Annotated in this window: 11 protein-coding genes, 3 tRNA genes, 1 rRNA gene and 1 CRISPR repeat array (1 of these 16 cut by a window edge); of the genes, 3 read left to right on the plus strand and 12 right to left on the minus strand. The window is 27.4% G+C overall.

Translation table 4 applies throughout. The annotated features are described in order from the left end of the window. A 16S ribosomal RNA gene (locus JXZ93_RS00005) occupies positions 1-82 on the minus strand; the annotation flags it as partial. A gap of 124 nt (positions 83-206) precedes the next feature. After that, positions 207-1,040, minus strand: a complete 834-nt coding sequence (locus JXZ93_RS00010) for a TIGR00282 family metallophosphoesterase (RefSeq protein ID WP_205852372.1) — start codon at positions 1,038-1,040, stop codon at positions 207-209. Positions 1,041-1,263: 223 nt separating this feature from the next. Here JXZ93_RS00010 and JXZ93_RS00015 point away from each other — a divergent pair. After that, positions 1,264-1,349 (plus strand) — tRNA-Leu (locus tag JXZ93_RS00015). Between the two features lie 7 nt (positions 1,350-1,356). Further along, positions 1,357-1,432: transfer RNA gene (locus tag JXZ93_RS00020), tRNA-Lys, on the plus strand. A gap of 65 nt (positions 1,433-1,497) precedes the next feature. On the opposite strand, the gene JXZ93_RS00025 is transcribed toward JXZ93_RS00020, so the two are convergent. From JXZ93_RS00025 to JXZ93_RS00070, 10 genes are all read right to left on the minus strand, one after another. Beyond that, a complete protein-coding gene (locus tag JXZ93_RS00025) occupies positions 1,498-2,982 on the minus strand; it encodes an APC family permease (protein WP_205852189.1) in 1,485 nt (494 codons plus the stop codon). 112 nt (positions 2,983-3,094) lie between these two features. Further along, positions 3,095-3,171: transfer RNA gene (locus tag JXZ93_RS00030), tRNA-Ile, on the minus strand. Positions 3,172-3,233: 62 nt separating this feature from the next. Continuing rightward, on the minus strand, positions 3,234-3,629 hold the full coding sequence (rpsI, locus tag JXZ93_RS00035) for a 30S ribosomal protein S9 (protein ID WP_174892553.1): 396 nt from the start codon (positions 3,627-3,629) through the stop codon (positions 3,234-3,236). 2 nt (positions 3,630-3,631) lie between these two features. Then, on the minus strand, positions 3,632-4,066 hold the full coding sequence (gene rplM / locus JXZ93_RS00040; RefSeq protein ID WP_205852188.1) for a 50S ribosomal protein L13: 435 nt from the start codon (positions 4,064-4,066) through the stop codon (positions 3,632-3,634). A gap of 57 nt (positions 4,067-4,123) precedes the next feature. Then, on the minus strand, positions 4,124-6,826 hold the full coding sequence (locus JXZ93_RS00045; RefSeq protein WP_205852373.1) for a cation-translocating P-type ATPase: 2,703 nt from the start codon (positions 6,824-6,826) through the stop codon (positions 4,124-4,126). 44 nt (positions 6,827-6,870) lie between these two features. Next, on the minus strand, positions 6,871-7,800 hold the full coding sequence (locus JXZ93_RS00050; protein ID WP_241007085.1) for an FAD-dependent oxidoreductase: 930 nt from the start codon (positions 7,798-7,800) through the stop codon (positions 6,871-6,873). Positions 7,801-7,807: 7 nt separating this feature from the next. Next, on the minus strand, positions 7,808-8,797 hold the full coding sequence (lgt, locus tag JXZ93_RS00055; protein WP_205852186.1) for a prolipoprotein diacylglyceryl transferase: 990 nt from the start codon (positions 8,795-8,797) through the stop codon (positions 7,808-7,810). Then, positions 8,790-9,725 (minus strand): HPr(Ser) kinase/phosphatase, encoded by a 936-nt coding sequence (gene hprK / locus JXZ93_RS00060; protein WP_205852185.1) that lies wholly within the window; start codon positions 9,723-9,725, stop codon positions 8,790-8,792. The genes lgt and hprK overlap by 8 nt, the downstream gene beginning before the upstream one ends. Positions 9,726-9,770: 45 nt before the next feature. Next, positions 9,771-12,623, minus strand: coding sequence for an excinuclease ABC subunit UvrA (uvrA, locus tag JXZ93_RS00065; protein WP_205852374.1), 2,853 nt, complete (start codon positions 12,621-12,623; stop codon positions 9,771-9,773). A 91-nt stretch (positions 12,624-12,714) separates the two neighbouring features. Further along, on the minus strand, positions 12,715-13,878 hold the full coding sequence (locus tag JXZ93_RS00070; RefSeq protein WP_205852375.1) for a hypothetical protein: 1,164 nt from the start codon (positions 13,876-13,878) through the stop codon (positions 12,715-12,717). A 911-nt stretch (positions 13,879-14,789) separates the two neighbouring features. On the opposite strand from JXZ93_RS00070, the gene JXZ93_RS00075 reads away from it, so the two are divergent. Beyond that, a complete protein-coding gene (locus JXZ93_RS00075) occupies positions 14,790-15,836 on the plus strand; it encodes a hypothetical protein (protein ID WP_205852376.1) in 1,047 nt (348 codons plus the stop codon). 450 nt (positions 15,837-16,286) lie between these two features. Further along, positions 16,287-18,766: a CRISPR direct-repeat array (repeat unit 36 nt; unit sequence GTGTTGTATTGCTTAAAAATAGTATAGCACTAAAGT); it runs 196 nt beyond the window's last position.

Below are 18,766 nucleotides of genomic sequence, written 5' to 3' on the forward strand. Positions count from 1 at the left end.
GTTCCGAAGAACTCCGCTCGACATGCATGTATTAGGCACACAGCCAGCGTTCATCCTGAGCCAGGATCAAACTCTCGAAAAAATTGACTGTCATGTTTATTGTATATATCTAGTTTTCAAAGAACTTAATGCATCATTCTAACTTATCGTTTTGAGTGATTGCCTAACTATTATAACACCATATTTAGAAATATAAAAATATTTTTTTATTTTTTTTCATAAATATCGATATCAAAAATATTTATCTTTTTAATTGAGTTTGTTTTTTTCTTCAAACCGTTTTTTTGTAATGTTATTATCACTGCATTAAATTGTGTATTATTTGGACTAACTTGAAATCTTTTTCTAGAACTAGGATCCAACATCTTATCACGCACCTCTTGAAAATTTGCACCAATAGCTGAATCAATTGGTCCAACAGTACCTGCATCAGTTATATAACAAGTACCTTTTGGTAAAATATGGTCATCATTTGTTTGAACATGAGTATGTGTTCCGCAAACTGCATCTATTGTTCCATCAACTTCTAGTCCAAGTACATATTTTTCACTTGTTGTTTCTGCATGAAAATCGATAAAGTGAAAATCTGTATCATTATATTCCATTAATTTATGTGCTGATTTTAGAAACGGTAAAGCTACAGACTCATTTCATGGATGGTTTAATTCGTTAAAAGTATTTCCGAGTAATGAACTAACTCTTAATAAAAAATCTTTTACTTTAAAAACTGAAGTGCCGTGCCCCGGATAACTAGAATCAATATTGAAAGGTCTTATAATATCTTTATTATTTATAATATTATATATATCTTCATTCGCTCAAACATGGTTCCCCATTGTGAAACAATTAACACCAATTTTTTTTAATTTATTATAGTCCTCTTGATCAAGACCTTTTCTACCTGTTACATTCTCACCCTGAGCAATAACAAAATCTATATTATTTTTTTTAATTAAATCTGGTAATATCTTTTCTACCGTTAATATTCCAGGAGCTCCAAAGATATCTCCTATAAAAAGTATATTTATTTTATCTTGCATTTTATTCCTAACTATATTATAAAAAAATAATTTAAATAGTCTGATTAATTTAATCTTTGTTAATATTATATAATTTAATTAAATTTAAATAATAGAGATTTTATTTTATTGTTCTAATTTATAACGTTAATTTTTTTAAATTTAAAAAATAAAAAAATATTTTTAAAATTTCTTTGATTTTTTTTTATTGTGTTATAATAATTTAGCAACGAACGCAAAATATGCCCAGGTGGCGGAATGGTAGACGCAAGGGACTTAAAATCCCTCGATTGCAAAATCGTGCTGGTTCAAGTCCAGTTCTGGGTACCATTGTTATGCGTCCTTAGCTCAGCAGGTAGAGCAAATGGCTTTTAACCATTGGGTCAGAGGTTCGAATCCTCTAGGACGTACCATTTCAAGAAATTGACCAAATAAGCCATCTGGCTTATTTTTTTTATTAAAAAACTACACTGTTTATTTAGTGTAGTTTTTTAATATGACTAATTAAATCTCTTTTAAAAATTATTTTTTCCAAATAATAATTTAAAACAGGTATAGATATAGCAAATATTATAAATACAAAATAAATCATTAATTCAAATCAACCCGGAAATAATATATTTGATCCTTTGTAAAAAACACCATAATTGTTTTTAAATTCTGAATTTAATAAATTAGAAAATATTGTCGAAAAATATGCTAATTCAATTGTTATGATTCCTAAAAAAGAAATTATTGATGCACTATAAAAAATAACTTTATTTATTTTGTTTGTCTCATTAATATTTTTTCTATTTTTAGAATATAAAACAATAATATATAAATATACTCCAAAAAATAAAACCGTAGGATAATTACTAAATAAATCTAAAAAAGCATCTGTATCTAATATTGAGCTTAGGGTGAATAAAATTATAAAGTAAAACAAAAATATAACAGAACAATAAAGTAAAGTACCTTTTTTTAGGCTCATTTTTTTTAAAACATAATTTGAACCAAATAATAATTCATTTGAAACCATAGATTCAATTTCGTTTTTATACGCAAATGTTAATCCATTAATAACACCAAAAGTAGAAATTAATAATAATGTGTAAATAATTTTTTCTATAACCTTACTTAATGATTGTGGTAAAGAATCTAACAAAATATCTTCAACTGTCTTTGCGTTATGCAATATAGAAGATAAAGCTATCAATGTATATAATATAGTAATTGATACCATACCAACTATAACTATAATTGGCAATCTTTTTTCCGATTTTTTTATTTTCTTACCGAACGATCCTACTAACAAAAAAGCATCATAAGAAAATAATACGGCGGGCAACGCAATTATTACACCCTTAAGAGTAAATGAACCATTTATGAAAGCATTTACTGGTTGATTTTCATTCGATAAATTGTGGGTCTTTGCTAAAAAAATACCAATTAACATTACTGCAAATAGCGGAATAAACTTTAAAATTGTAACTACTGATTGAAATATACCAGACGCACGTTGAGAGATTAACACTAGCGATAAAAAATAAAAACTAATAAATGCACCAACAATTAGATGAATTCAAATTTTTATTTTATTAAAATCAATTATTTTCATAACTGATAAGAAATAAAAAAATATTTCTGAAGCAAAACTACCTAATATTGTAAAAAGTAAACCAAAATAGAAAACTGCATAAGTTACCGAAATACCGTAAGATGTGCAACCAGGCTTTAATTTATGTATTCAATTAGATATTCCTGAAAAACTTTTGTTACGCATTGATCCTATTTCAGAAAAGCAAAGAGCAACCGAAATAGATATTACTCCTCCAATAATTCATGTTATTAATCAGCTTAAACCGTTATAATCTACCGCTTTTCCAACGGATATATTTTTGAAAAAAATCCCGATACCTACAACTGTACCAATTAACATCATCAATGATAGTAAAAATCCTATTTTTCTGTCACTCTTCATTTTACTCCTTAAGAATTATAATATTATTATAACTTTAAACAGGAATAACTTTATTTTTTAATTAAAAAATAAAAAAATAAGCCAAACGGCTTATTTGGTCAATTTCTTGAAATGGTGCGAACGAATGGACTCGAACCATCGACCTCACGATTATCAGTCGTGTGCTCTAACCAGCTGAGCTACGCTCGCATATATTGCTTTACTATTATAGCATATAAAGCACAATAGCAAAGCATTTTATTATTATAAAATTAACGTTTTGAGAATTGTCTTGCACGACGAGCAGCACGAAGTCCAGGTTTTTTACGTTCTTTAGCTCTAGCATCTCTTGTTAGCATTCCAGCTGCCTTAAGAGTTGAACGATAGTCAGCACTTGCTTCTAATAAAGCACGAGCGATACCTAATCTAATTGCTCCAGCTTGACCGCTTAATCCACCACCCGCAACAACTACTGAAACATCAAATGTTCCTTTTGTTTCAGTTAAATCAAATGGTTGGTTAGCGTCTTTTAAGTAAATATCTGATGTTAAGTATTCACGAGCTTCACGTTTATTAATTACGAATTTACCTGTTCCTGGTGTTAATCTAACACGTGCAACAGATGATTTTCTTCTTCCTAATCCACGATATTCAATATTTTTACTCATAATTATTTAACCTCTAATCTTTCTGGGTTTTGTGCTTGTTGTTTATGTTCTGGTCCTGCATATACAAATAAGTTACGACGTTGTTTGTTACCAAGTTTTGTATGAGGAAGCATACCACTTACAGCTTTTTCGATTAAAGCTGTAGGTCTTTTTACTCTTAATTTAGCTGCTGTGATACTTTTTAACCCACCAGGGTATCCTGAGTGTGAGTAGTAAATTTTTTGTTCTTCTTTTTTAGCAGTTAAAACGATTTTTTCAGCGTTAATAATAACTACATTATCACCCATGTCAGCATTTGGAGTAAAATCAGGTTTATTTTTTCCTCTTAATACAGAAGCAACATATGCTGCTAAACGCCCTAAAACTTGACCTTCAGCATCAATAACATATCACTTTTTATTTGCTTTTTGTGTATTAACAATTGTTGTTTGTCTCATACAACCTCCTACGTTAATTTTGAATTTTTTATGTTTTAATATTAAGTTGCCTTTTTATTATATCATAGATTTATTATTTAAATAATTTTTAATAACAAAATATATTTTTTTAAATTCTGAATAAATTACTAGGTTAATTGAAAGAATTATTGGTACAAATCAATATAATCAATTTTGACCATAAATATCTAACGAAATAATTTTAAAAACGCTTGATATTCCTGGTATAAAAGTGACCATTAGCATAGACAAAACAGAAAATGAACTTGCAAGATAAACTAACTTATATTTTTTAAATTTTGAAAAAACAATTGAAGATTTACTCATTAAATTTAATGAATTTAAACTTGCGCCTACGCCTAATGTAATGAACATGGCACTTGAAGTTAATTTAACAAAATCTTCTGAACTTATCTTTGTATTTTTTGCTAACATTCCAACTAATCCGTATGATAATAACGAAGCAAAAGAAAGAACAATACTTTGAATTATAAGCTCTTTAAACATACCATTAGCAAAAATACTCTCATCTCTCTTTGTGGGTTTATTTTTCATAACATTCACATCTGTTGGAGTCATACCTAATGCTATAGAAGGTAAACCATGAGTTAATAGATTTATCCACAATAATTGAGATGCAGACAAAATTATTACATCTGTGTTTTTAAATTCTTCTTTAAAAACAAAAGAAAATACAAATAACCCAAATAACATAACAATAATTTCAGTTATTGAAGAAATTAATAAATTTAATATAACAGATTTTATTCTATAGTATGTTTCTCTCCCACTTTTAACAGCTTTAACTATTGTACTAAAATTGTCGTCGGTTAAAATCATATCAGCAGCTTGTTTAGAAACATCTGTCCCGGTTATACCCATTGCTATACCACTATCACTACGTTTAAGAGCAGGAGCATCATTTACACCATCACCAGTCATAGCAACAACTTGGTTATGTGATTGTCAAGCATTTACAATTCTTAACTTATCTGAAGGAGTGACACGAGCATAAACTGAAATATGTTTAACTTCATTTTTTAGTTCTTCTTCATCCATGTTCGACAATTCCAAACCAGTTATTGCTCTATCTCCTTCAACAAAAATACCTAATTCTTTTGCAATTGCAACAGCTGTTGTCAAATGATCTCCGGTAATCATTATAGGCTTAATTCCAGCTTCAAAACCTTGTTGAATGCTTTCTTTAACTCCTGCTCTCGCAGGATCAACCATTGCAATCAAACCAACAAATTCTAGGTCATTTTCGTCATCAAAATCAATAACATCTTTTTCTATCATTTTTTTGGCAATCGCCAATACTCTATAACTTTTATTTGATAATTCTTCAACCTTTTCTTTGTATGATTTATCTAAATTTTTTACTTTTGAGAAAATAACATCAGGAGCACCCTTTGTTACTAAAAAGTTTTGATTATTTTCTTTTAATAATACTGACATTAATTTTCTATCACTATCAAACGGTAAAGAATGTATTTTTTTAAAATTATCATAAATATTTTGGTCATTTATATTATGATCGTTTGCATAATATAAAATTCCTATTTCTGTTTGATCTCCGACTTCAACGAATTCACCTTTTTCGTTTTTATGAATTGTCGCGTCACAACACGCAACAAAGTATTCTAAAACTTTATTGTCAGTTAATGTTTTATTGTAGTTTATGAAATCTACAACTTTCATTTTATTTTCTGTTAATGTGCCTGTTTTATCAGAACATATTATGCTTGTAGAACCAATTGTTTCTATCGCAGAGAATGATTTAATAATAACTTTCTCTCTAGTCATTCTTGCTACACCAATAGCTAATAAAACTGTTGTAAATGTTATTAAGCCTTCGGGTATAGCAGCAACTGCTAGAGATATCCCTATAACTGTTGCGTTTGAATATAATTCTGGTCTAGTTCAATTATTTGAAATAGATCCTTGTATAACTATTTGTAGTAAAGCAGTAACAAAAAGTAAAATAATTCCCGCAATACCAAAAATTTTACTTAATTTGTTTAATTTTATTTGTAACGGTGTTAAAGGTACTTTTTGCTCTTGAATTAAATTATTAATTTTACCTATTTCAGTTTGATCTCCGATAGCTGTTACAACCGCAATCGCTCTTCCTTGAGTTGAATATGTTCCTGAAAAAATTTTATTTTTTTGTTCCGCTAAATTGGTAACTTCAGTAGAAATAAAATTTGCGTCTTTTTCAACCGAAATTGATTCGCCTGTTAATGCGGATTCAACAACATAGAATGAATATGATTCCACTAATTGAGCATCAGCTGAAATAATATCTCCTGCTTCAATAACTATCAAATCACCCACCACTAAATTGGATGAAGGAATAGTTATCAACTTACCTTCACGATAAACTTTAGAGTATAATTCATTACTTTTAGAAAGCGCTTTTACCGCTTGATTACTCTTTATTTCTTGGTAAGTGCCTAACATCGCGTTTAATGCCACCACTATAAGTATTATAAATGGTTCAATGAAAGAAATTATTAATTCTGATGTTTTTTGGTTATTGTTGGTTATAGCTTCATATATCGCTACTCCAAAACTGAACGCAGAGGCTATCAAAAGTAAAATAATCATAAAATCTTTAAATTGTTCAACAAACATTTTAAAGATGCTTTTTTCTTTTTTTACACTAATTTTGTTATAACCATTTTTTTTGATTAACTCTTCAACCTCTTTTGTCGTTAATCCTTTTTTATTGATTATATATTCTTGATTAATCAACATTCCTCCTTAATATTAATAAAATCATACTAAAAAGTATGACTTCATTATTTTTCTGATAATAATAAATCAGAAACACGTCTTGCTGCTATTGCACCATCAGATGCTGCAGTTACTATTTGACGAATTTCTTTTGCTCTAATATCACCTGCTGCGAAAACCCCAGGCAAAGAAGTTTCCATAAATTTGTTTGTAACAACAAAACCTTTATCATCTAAAATTTCTTTATTTTTAACAAAATCTGTTGATGGCTCCATACCAATATATGGGAAAAATGAAGCTACTTGAATTGTTGATGTAGTTCCATCTTTATGTTCTATAATTGCATTTTCTAATGTTCCATCACCTTTAAGTGATAGAATTCTTGAATTTTTAAAAATGATAACATTTTCTTTTTCTAATAAATCGTTAACAAGTCTCTGTTCAGCTTTAAATTCTTCATCCTTAATTACTACATATACTTTCGAAGCAATTGTAGATAAATAACTAGCTTCTTCGATAGCGGAATTTCCATTCCCTAAAACCAATGAAGGTAACCCTTTAAATAAAGGGCCATCACAAATAGCACAAAAACTAGCACCTCTATTTAGAAAACTTTGGAAGTTTTCGATAAAATTAGGTTCAACATTTTTCATGCCTGTTGAAATTAAAACAGTTTTTCCATATATAACATCTCCGTTTTCTAATCTAACTTCATTATCAAACTTTTCGTTATGTTTTAATTCGACTACTTTACCGTATTTATATACAGCTCCGTATTTTTTTGAATGGTTAAAAAAGTTTAAGGCTAATTGTCAACCTTCTATATTTTCTGTACCAATTCAATTTTCAACTTTACTTGTTGTAGATAATTTTCCGCCCGGTGCACCTTTTTCAATAAAAATAACACTTAAATTAGCTCTTGATGCGTAAATTGCTGCATTAAGACCTGCTGGACCACCGCCAATTATTACTAAATCATAAATTTTGTTTTGCATAATGCTCCTATTTATTTTTGAATTTTGAAATTATCTTCTTAAAGATGTGTTTAAACGATGTTACATTTACATAAGATAAATAAATTTCAGGGTTGGCGTATTGATATGTTGTAATACTTTGTATTTCTGATTTCTTAACTCTAATATATTTAACTCTTCCAAAGAATTGATAATAAATTACCAAAAATGCACCAAAGAGCACAAAACCTAAAGCAACATATTCGTACAATTTATATGATTCTTCACGTAAAGGCTCCATTCCCATACGAATTAACCCGTACCAAACTAAATACATACCAATATTTACTCCTGGTTTAAAAATTCAGAAATAGTTAAATATTCATACTAGAATTAAATACCCAATTAAGTTTGCTATTGCCTCGTATAAGAAAAGAGGGTATCTATATGCAGCCTCAATCCCTAGCTGATTAGTTACAGCATCGCTAATATACATATTATCAGCAAATGTTTTTCCTCAAATTAAAGAACTTGTACCAGTTCAATCTATTTTTCCATAAACCTCATGGTTAGCATAATTACCAAACCGTCCAATAAATTGTCCTATTAAAATTGTAGGTATTATTAAGGAACCTGCTTTTCTAATATCAACTACATCTCTCTTTGTATAAACGTAAGCTAAATCAACTATAATTGTCGTTACTAAACCACCTTGGATACTTAATCCACCTTCTCAAATCTTATACCACGCAGATCCTTTAAAAGGTTCATCTTGATAAATTAATTGCTCTATAATATAACCGAAACGTGACCCTATAATTCCCATAGGTATAGTAATTAAAATTAAAGTATAAACAACATCCATCTTTAATTTTTCTCTACGTCAAAAATAGATAACAGTAAGTATTGAAAGTAAATAACCTAACATCATTGTTAATGAATAGGTTTGGATTTCAAAAGTCCCAATTTGGATTAAAGGACTTCAAGGTCTACCTTCAAAAGCTGGTTGTGAAGGGATATATGATGCCATATTAGTCATTGCTTTTTAACCTCCTTTTTTCTATCTCATCTAAAACATTAACTCCATCATGTCGAGAAAGATACGAACTCACAGCCGCCTCAATTAAAGAAGCTGTAGAGCCACCTTCTTTGATTGGTATTTGTATTTTCTTAATGTTTCTTCCAAATATTGAATACTTAAGAAAATCAACACCTAAGCGATCGAATTCTTGTTGTTTGTCAGTTCTAACCAATTCAACTACTAAATTTATAATTGACGAAGGGGCTACAGATCTAATTCCATAAGTATATTTAATATCAATAATTCCAATACCACGTACTTCTAAAAAATTACGTGTTATTTCAGGAGATCTACCAATAAATAAATTTCCGGTATCTTTAATTAAAACAGAGTCATCACTAATTAGAACGTGACCCTTCTGAACCAATTCTAAAGCTGCTTCAGATTTACCAACACCACTTGAACCAATTATCAAAACCCCGGTTCCACCAATTAAAACTAAACAACCATGAATTTGTTTTTCTTCTGAAAAAAAGTTGTTTAAATATGAACCGACATTTGTTGATATATACGAAGAACTAGTTTGCGATAAAGTTACAGGAACATTATAAGTATCTGCAACCTCAACTATCCACTCTAAAGCTGGTTTTGTAACACCTTTAGAAAGCATAACCAATGGTGGTTTTTGTTTAAAAATATGCTCCAAAGCTTCACAAGCTCTAAATTTACCAATGCCTTGAAATCAAAGTGATTCGGTAGTACCTCAAGCAATTACGTTATTGCTAATACGATCGCTATTAACTTTTTCGGCCAAATCTAGACCTACACGCTTAATTGCTGGTTGATAAATATCGTTATATTCAATACTTTCTTTATTTTTGTTAATTATTTCCAAATTAAAAAAGTTAATTATTTTTTCGACATTAATCTTTTTTATATTTTTCATTAGACCTCGTTTATAATATTAAATTTATATTAATTATACTTTATTTTAATTATTTTTACTTAATATTTTATTAAGGAATTGACCTGTATAACTATTAGTATTTAGAGCGACTTGCTCAGGTGTTCCGCTAGCAACAATTCTACCCCCGTTAACTCCACCATCAGGACCTAAATCAATGATATAATCACAGTTTTTAATTACATCTAAATTATGTTCAATAACTAATACAGTATCTCCGTTATCTACAATTCTATTTAAGATAGTAATTAATTTTTTAACATCATGAACATGCAAACCTGTTGTTGGTTCATCAAGAACATACACAGTTTTTCCTGTTGGTCTTTTTTGTAAATATGTAGCTAATTTAACTCTTTGAGCTTCTCCGCCAGACATTGTTGTTGACATTTGTCCTAGTTTTATGTATCCTAAACCAACGTCCTTTAAATATTTTAATTTATCAACTATTTTAGGATGTCTTTCAAAGAATATGAAGGCATCATCTACACTCATATCTAAAATATCATTAATATTTTTATTGTGATATTTTATTTCTAAAGTCTCTTTATTATAGCGTTTTCCGTCACATTGATCACACGCAATGTAAACATCAGGTAAGAAGTGCATTTCGATTTTTTGATATCCATCTCCTGAACATTTTTCACATCTACCACCAGGTGTATTAAAACTGAAACGACCTTTTAAATATCCTCTTATTCTAGATTCTTCTACATTTGCATAAACATCTCTAATATCATCAAAAACACCTGTATATGTGGCCGGATTGCTTCTTGGAGTTCTACCTATTGGTGTTTGCGAAATAGGAACCACTTTATCAACATTAACTAATCCTTTGATACTATCAAATTTAATTTTTTTGTTTAATTTAGATGAATCTTTAGAAATCATATGTTGGATTCCTGATACTAAAATATCGTTAACCAAGGTACTTTTTCCTGAACCTGAAACACCCGTTACACCGACCAATTTACCTAGCGGTATTGTTACATTTATATTTTTTAAATTATTTTGTTTTGCTCCTAAAATTTGAATTTTTTGACCATTTCCGCTTCTTCTAGTTTTAGGAACCTCAATTTTTCACTCACCTGATAAATATTTTCCGGTAATTGAACTTTGTTCATTAATAATATCTTCTAATTGTCCGTTAGCAACAATTTGTCCACCTTCTGCTCCTGCAAGTGGCCCGATATCAACAATATGATCGGCGGCAAACATGGTATCTTCGTCATGTTCAACAACAATTAAGGTGTTACCTAAATCAACCATTTTTCTAAGAGTATCTATTAGTTTTAGGTTGTCCTTTTGATGTAGACCAATTGAAGGTTCGTCTAAAACATATAAAACTCCACTTAAATTTGATCCAATTTGCGTTGCTAATCTAATCCTTTGAGCTTCACCACCTGAAAGTGTTTCAGCACTACGATCAAGTGTTAAGTATTCTAAACCGACGTCTTTTAAAAATTTTAAACGATCTAAAATTTCTTTTACAACAAGTGAACTAATTTTTGTTTCTGAATCATCTAATTTCGAAACCGCATCTTCTACTTTTATTAATAAATCACCAATAGTGCTTTTAATATAATCAAAAATATTTTGATTATCTACCCTAACACTTAAAGCTTCTTGGTTTAATCTTGCTCCTTTACATTTTAAGCAAGTAAATACACCCATATATTTTTTCAGATAATCTCTACGATTATCTGAAGAAGTTTCGTAATATGCTCTTTCTATCATAGTCATAATTCCGGGAACAGATTGTTTTTTACGATATTTATTTCCTGAAGTTGATTCTAAAACAAACTCTATTTCATCTTCTTCACTACCGTAAAGTATTCTTCTAAACTGCTCTTCACTCATCTCGTCAATAGGTAAATCAAAAGGAACTTTATAATGTTCTAGCATCCGTGCGTATCTTTGTCATTCCAAATTTGATGTATTAACTGTATTTTCGAAATATTTAATTGCGCCATGTTCGATAGTTCTTCAAGTTTCAGGTATTAATATATCAACATCAGGTTTGAATTCAACACCTAAACCTTTACAATTCTCACACATTCCATAAGGAGCATTAAATGAAAATAATCTTGTTTCAATTTTTTTAATTGAAAAATCCTTATAAATACATGCGTGTAATTTTGAAAATAATTCAATTTTATTTGTTGAAAGATTTTCAACTTTTACATAACCTTCTGATTTTTCGGTCGCAATATCAATAGCTTCCGAAATTCTATTATAGTTATCTTCTTTTACAACTACACGATCGATAACCAAATCAATGGTATGTTTTGTATTTTTATCAAGAATAATCTCGTCATCTAATTTATATAAAATTCCATCTACTTTTACCCTAAGGTACATTTCTTTTCTTAGTTTTTCAAGTAAATTTTGGTGAGTACCTTTCTCGTTATCAATTAATGGAGCATAAATAATTAATTGTGTGTTTTCGCAATATTCATAAATGGATTTTAAAATACTTTTTGTTGTTTGTGAAGTTATCTCAATATTATGTCTTGGACAATAAGCTTTACCAATAGTAGCAAAAAGAAGTCTAAAATAATCATATATTTCTGTTACTGTCCCAACTGTTGAACGTGGGTTATTATGAACCGTTTTTTGCTCAATAGAAATTGACGGGCTTAATCCATCAATTTTATCTACATTTGGCTTTTTAGTTCCGCCCAAAAACATTCTTGAATACGAACTAAGTGAATCGACATATCTTCGTCTACCTTCTTCATAAATAGTATTAAAAGCAAGTGAACTTTTACCACTACCACTAAGACCTGTAAATACAACTAATTTATTTTTAGGGATTGTTAAATCAACATTTTTAAGGTTATTCTCTCTAGCACCTTTTATAACTAAAAAATCATTTTTCATATCTTTTTACCTCTTTAATATATATTTTAACAATTATTTAAATAATAATTTATAAATTAAGCCATTACTTTTATTAAAAAAACTAACAAAATTAATTTTTATTTAATACTGTTAGTTTTTTTAGTTTATTAGCATTATCAGCTAAAATTTTGATTTTAGATATAATTTTGCTAATAGCCGATGAACTCATACGCTCCATTAATTTATCATCTAATATTCAAGCATTATAATCCATAAAAAATTCAATTGAAATACACTCTAAAATGATACCTTTTTCTATTCGTTCTTTTAAAAAATGTTCTTTATCGTAATTCGATAATTTAAATGGTTTTCCATCCGCTACATAGGCGTTGTTATATCAAACATAATAAATATTGTCTTTGGAGTAAATTTTGTATTTTTCAAACAAAAATAAAGATGCTTTATCATAATCAATGCTTTTTTTATCAAAAGTTAATAATTTTTTATAATCATTAACTTTAATTTCAATCATTTTATAATATTCATTTGATTTAATACTTTTAAAAATTAAATTATCAATTTCTTCATGGTTTAAAGGTTTCTCTAATATAAATTCATTGATAACTTGCGCTAATCTCTCGTAATCTTGGTCTTTAAATTCATGATCATTTTGAAATTGATTAATAATATTTTTATTAAATTTAGAAAACCTAACAGTACCTCATTTTAAATTAGTAACATAAGCTCATAAGTTAACTGCTCTTTGCTTGTTAACTTCTTTATCAAACTTATCAAAATAATTTAAAACACCATTAAAAGCTGCTCATTTTTTGTCATAAATCTTTGCAAATAAAATATCTATTGTTGGTAATTTTTTATCAAAATTATTGTATATGTAAGTAGATTTAATAATGGTAACTCTATTAGTTAAGACTTTTGCTTTTATTCCTGATACTGTAGTATAAACACTTTTATCTTTGTAATTTTTAAGAGTTGCTAATGTTTGTTTAAAATAAAAAGTAAATGATCTTTTTTTATGATCATATGTATAAACCAAGTTTGATAAATAACCATCGTTATAGAGTTTTTTCAAAAATGTTACCGCTCTATAATCATCAATATATATACATAATATTTTTTTATCTAGCTTAGATGATATAGTTACATCTACATTTAAGTGATTTAGAATTTCTTTCAAAGTTAAATCATTTATATTATCTATTTTGCTATCGTTTTTTTCATTTAAAATGTTTGATAATCCAGGTCAAACGCTCAACAATTCTTTATTATTCATATTGTAATATCCTTTAAATTTGACTATTACTAGTATTATATCAATTATGTAAATATAATAATCTTAAATAAAAAAGTTATCATAATCAAATGTCTTGATTATGATAACGACTTTGTTGAATTGCTTAAAAATAGTATAGCACTAAAGTACTATTCTTTTTTACTATTAATAATCTATAAAACCAAAAAGAATTAATATATTGTAAAAAAGAGACTTTAAAACGTTTTTTATGATATAATTTATTATCATTTAGTATAAAAATAATTATGAATAGGTTAATAAAATATGAAATTAATTAAATTAATACTTTTTTAGGTTGAGTGTAATTCCTTTAAATTTTTTCTTGTCAAATCTAAATTAAACATTTGAAAAATAAAAAAAATCAGATCCTAAAATTTAAACAAAGAATTGAAGATTTTTAAGAATTTTATGAAAAAGAACAGTTTTCAAAATATGTTAGATAAAATACTAAAAATTTATCATTAAAACAATTAACATTAGAATTAATTTAAAGTGATTTACTTAGTTTAGAAAAGAATAAAGTTGATTACAAAAACAATTTACTTAAATAAGATGTTGTTAAATCAAATTATGAAAATATTATTAAACTTTCAATTTATTTATCAAATGATAAAAAAGATAAGATTTTACATTTACAAATAAATAATCCAATTGAAGATTTAGGATTTAACTCTTTTGTTGAAACTATAGAATCTATAAATTCGAAAATTTCAAATCATAAAGTAACATTATGAAAGATTGAAATTGAAATGATATCAACAGACAAGTTAAAGATATTTCAAATAAGAAGAATATCTCAAACTTTATGATATTAGTTCCTATTCTTTTAGCAATTGCTATACTAATCATTAAATTATTATATGTTGTGAGTGCAAAAAGAAAGAATAAAAATGAAGAAATTAAATATTATATTACCAATTTTAGGGATTGCAACTACTCCAATTTTAACAATTTCATGTTCTCCAAGTTCAACAAACGCAACATCAAAAGAAAAGATTGAAAAAGAAGATACTGAAAAAACTACTTTATTAGCAAAAGTTTCGGATTTAGAATCAAAATCAAATGAACTTACAAATCAATTACAAGCACTTAGCGGAATTAATGGTGTTTTAAATACTAAAATTAAAGCTTTAGAATCCGAAGCTGCTACTAAAGATGAAACAATTAAAAACGCAGAACTTCACACTTTAAAAGAAGTTTTAACCAATAGATCTAATTTAGTTTCATCATACAAATCAAAAACAGCTAATTTTGATGCTGATTTTGATAATTTAAATGAACCTTTAGATTTAAATGTTTCAAATTATAAACATTTAAATACTTATATTGATGAATTAATTCAAGCAAATTCTTTTGTTGAAGAAGATACTATCGAAACTCTTAAAACAAAATTAGGAAGTTTAATGATGGGATTAACTCAGAAAGAAGCAGAATTTGAATTAATGGGTAAAAAAGTTGTTGAATTATTCGCAAATGAAATTGCTGAATTATTCAAAAAACAGGGTGGTGCTAAATCATATTCAGATATTTCATCAAAATATTTAGTCAGTTGAGTTGTTGAATTTACAAAAAATAGACCAGATTCAAATGATGTAGCTTACTTTACAAAAATGTATGACTTACTAAAACAATCATTAGAAAAATGAAACAAGTTTAAAACAGCTAAAGAAAAAAGAGATACTGATTATTCTAAATATGATATAGAATCTCAAAAATTTGAAGCCAAACTTAAAGAAACAACTTCTTCCGCTCAAAAACAATTCTTTACAAATCAAAAAGCATCAAACTTTATTAAATTGGCAAGAGCAAAATATTCAGAAGTTGAAGGTTCAATTCCTGAAAAACTCACAGCTTACGATTACGAAGGTGCTGCCGAAATATTTAAACAAGCAACTACTTATTTAGAAACAGAATATGCTAAATTAAATCAAAAATAGTAAAATAAATCATACTTATTAAAAAGTATATCCTAAAAGAAATACCAAGCGCGACACTTTCGTGCTTGGTATTTTTATTATGTCTTAATGATTTAAAAATCAATATTGTTACTTTTTTCAAAAAAATAAAAAATTTGCTTCTTTAGTTTTAAAGAAATCCACACTTCGATAAAAAGTTGTTTTAAAATTTTTGTTATATTTTTTATTGCTTAAACCTTAAACTAAACTTTCAAAAGTAAAGATTTTAAAAGAATTTTTTCATTTTAAAATTCCTTTGGCATATTGTCTGTTTTAGAAACATTTTCTTGTAAATAACCAAAATTTATAGAGTTAAGTCAAAACATTTTTTAAATTTTCTACGTATAAGTCTATTTTAATTTTCTATTGATCCATGTTAGAATGATGCATAAGTTTTGCAGTATATCTATAACAGTTTAGAGTCTTGAAATAGTGTTGTATTGCTTAAAAATAGTATAGCACTAAAGTCCGATGTTATAATTAAATTTGAAATTTCAAGTGTTGTATTGCTTAAAAATAGTATAGCACTAAAGTTAGTGTTGTTAAAACGTATCAACTCTTTTTGTGTTGTATTGCTTAAAAATAGTATAGCACTAAAGTACTTTAACTTCAACACTTTAAATTTATTTTGTGTTGTATTGCTTAAAAATAGTATAGCACTAAAGTACTTTAACTTCAACACTTTAAATTTATTTTGTGTTGTATTGCTTAAAAATAGTATAGCACTAAAGTCTTTTACATAAAAAATGGGAGAGTGTCGATGTGTTGTATTGCTTAAAAATAGTATAGCACTAAAGTAATCATTAATTTCTTCAATAAATTCAAGTAGTGTTGTATTGCTTAAAAATAGTATAGCACTAAAGTAACCGTCAACCTTTCAAACTACGCTCGAACGTGTTGTATTGCTTAAAAATAGTATAGCACTAAAGTAACCATTCGAAAAAACACTAACAACATTCAGTGTTGTATTGCTTAAAAATAGTATAGCACTAAAGTAGTATCACCTTCACAAAGATGAAACAATGCGTGTTGTATTGCTTAAAAATAGTATAGCACTAAAGTTATAACAAAAAGAACAACAAATAAAATTGAGTGTTGTATTGCTTAAAAATAGTATAGCACTAAAGTCAAAAAACTGTCAAGGGTCGTATAAAAGTTGTGTTGTATTGCTTAAAAATAGTATAGCACTAAAGTGAACCAGAACAAAACGAAATTACAAAAGATGTGTTGTATTGCTTAAAAATAGTATAGCACTAAAGTTTAGATCTGTTTTAAGTTTTTCAATTGTAGTGTTGTATTGCTTAAAAATAGTATAGCACTAAAGTATCACAAAACATTCACACTAAATCGTTTTTGTGTTGTATTGCTTAAAAATAGTATAGCACTAAAGTGCTATATCAAGTTTAAAAGACTTATAAAGAGTGTTGTATTGCTTAAAAATAGTATAGCACTAAAGTTGAAGGCTATTTATTGGCCGACTTGGTAGAGTGTTGTATTGCTTAAAAATAGTATAGCACTAAAGTTAGACCCGCAAGTTATAAAAGATAAGTCAAGTGTTGTATTGCTTAAAAATAGTATAGCACTAAAGTGCGAGCGGTAAAAATTGAATAAGATTGCTTGTGTTGTATTGCTTAAAAATAGTATAGCACTAAAGTATTGTAAATTTGTAAATCATCGTATCCTTTCGTGTTGTATTGCTTAAAAATAGTATAGCACTAAAGTATACTATATATTCTATATCATTTAATTTATGTGTTGTATTGCTTAAAAATAGTATAGCACTAAAGTGAACCAGAAGAAAACGAAATTACAAAAGATGTGTTGTATTGCTTAAAAATAGTATAGCACTAAAGTATACTATATATTCTATATCATTTAATTTATGTGTTGTATTGCTTAAAAATAGTATAGCACTAAAGTTAATTTCTTTTTTAATTTCGGTTTTTAATTGTGTTGTATTGCTTAAAAATAGTATAGCACTAAAGTTCTATATATTCTTCTTCCAAAATATAAATAGTGTTGTATTGCTTAAAAATAGTATAGCACTAAAGTATATGAAACAAGATTATTAGAATTGATTAAGTGTTGTATTGCTTAAAAATAGTATAGCACTAAAGTTATAATATTCATCGACACCCCTTTATTTTTGTGTTGTATTGCTTAAAAATAGTATAGCACTAAAGTATTTTTATTTCTTTCTTTTCTTGTATTATTTGTGTTGTATTGCTTAAAAATAGTATAGCACTAAAGTTATGTTTGTATTAATATTTTCAATATTTTTGTGTTGTATTGCTTAAAAATAGTATAGCACTAAAGTTTTATTTTATAAAAACAACGAGGAGAAAATGTGTTGTATTGCTTAAAAATAGTATAGCACTAAAGTATTCAGATGAAATTTCATTTTGTTCAACTTGTGTTGTATTGCTTAAAAATAGTATAGCACTAAAGTAATCAAAACGATGAACACAATTACATAAAAGTGTTGTATTGCTTAAAAATAGTATAGCACTAAAGTTTGTTATATTTAACTGTAAGTTAGCCAAAAGTGTTGTATTGCTTAAAAATAGTATAGCACTAAAGTTTATCTGTTTTAAACAAAAAATTTTTTTCTGTGTTGTATTGCTTAAAAATAGTATAGCACTAAAGTGCTCAAGGGTTTATTAAAAATAATAATATTGTGTTGTATTGCTTAAAAATAGTATAGCACTAAAGTGCAACAACATTTTTTTGTATCTTAAATAAGTGTTGTATTGCTTAAAAATAGTATAGCACTAAAGTAAAGCATTGCTGCTTGTCTGCGCTGTGTTTGTGTTGTATTGCTTAAAAATAGTATAGCACTAAAGTTCCACATAAGCAATCAAGTATGATTCCGTAGTGTTGTATTGCTTAAAAATAGTATAGCACTAAAGTAA

This window comes from Mycoplasma sp. CSL10166, from assembly GCF_017116885.1.
In the GTDB taxonomy this organism is placed as follows: domain Bacteria; phylum Bacillota_I; class Bacilli_A; order Mycoplasmatales; family Metamycoplasmataceae; genus Mycoplasmopsis.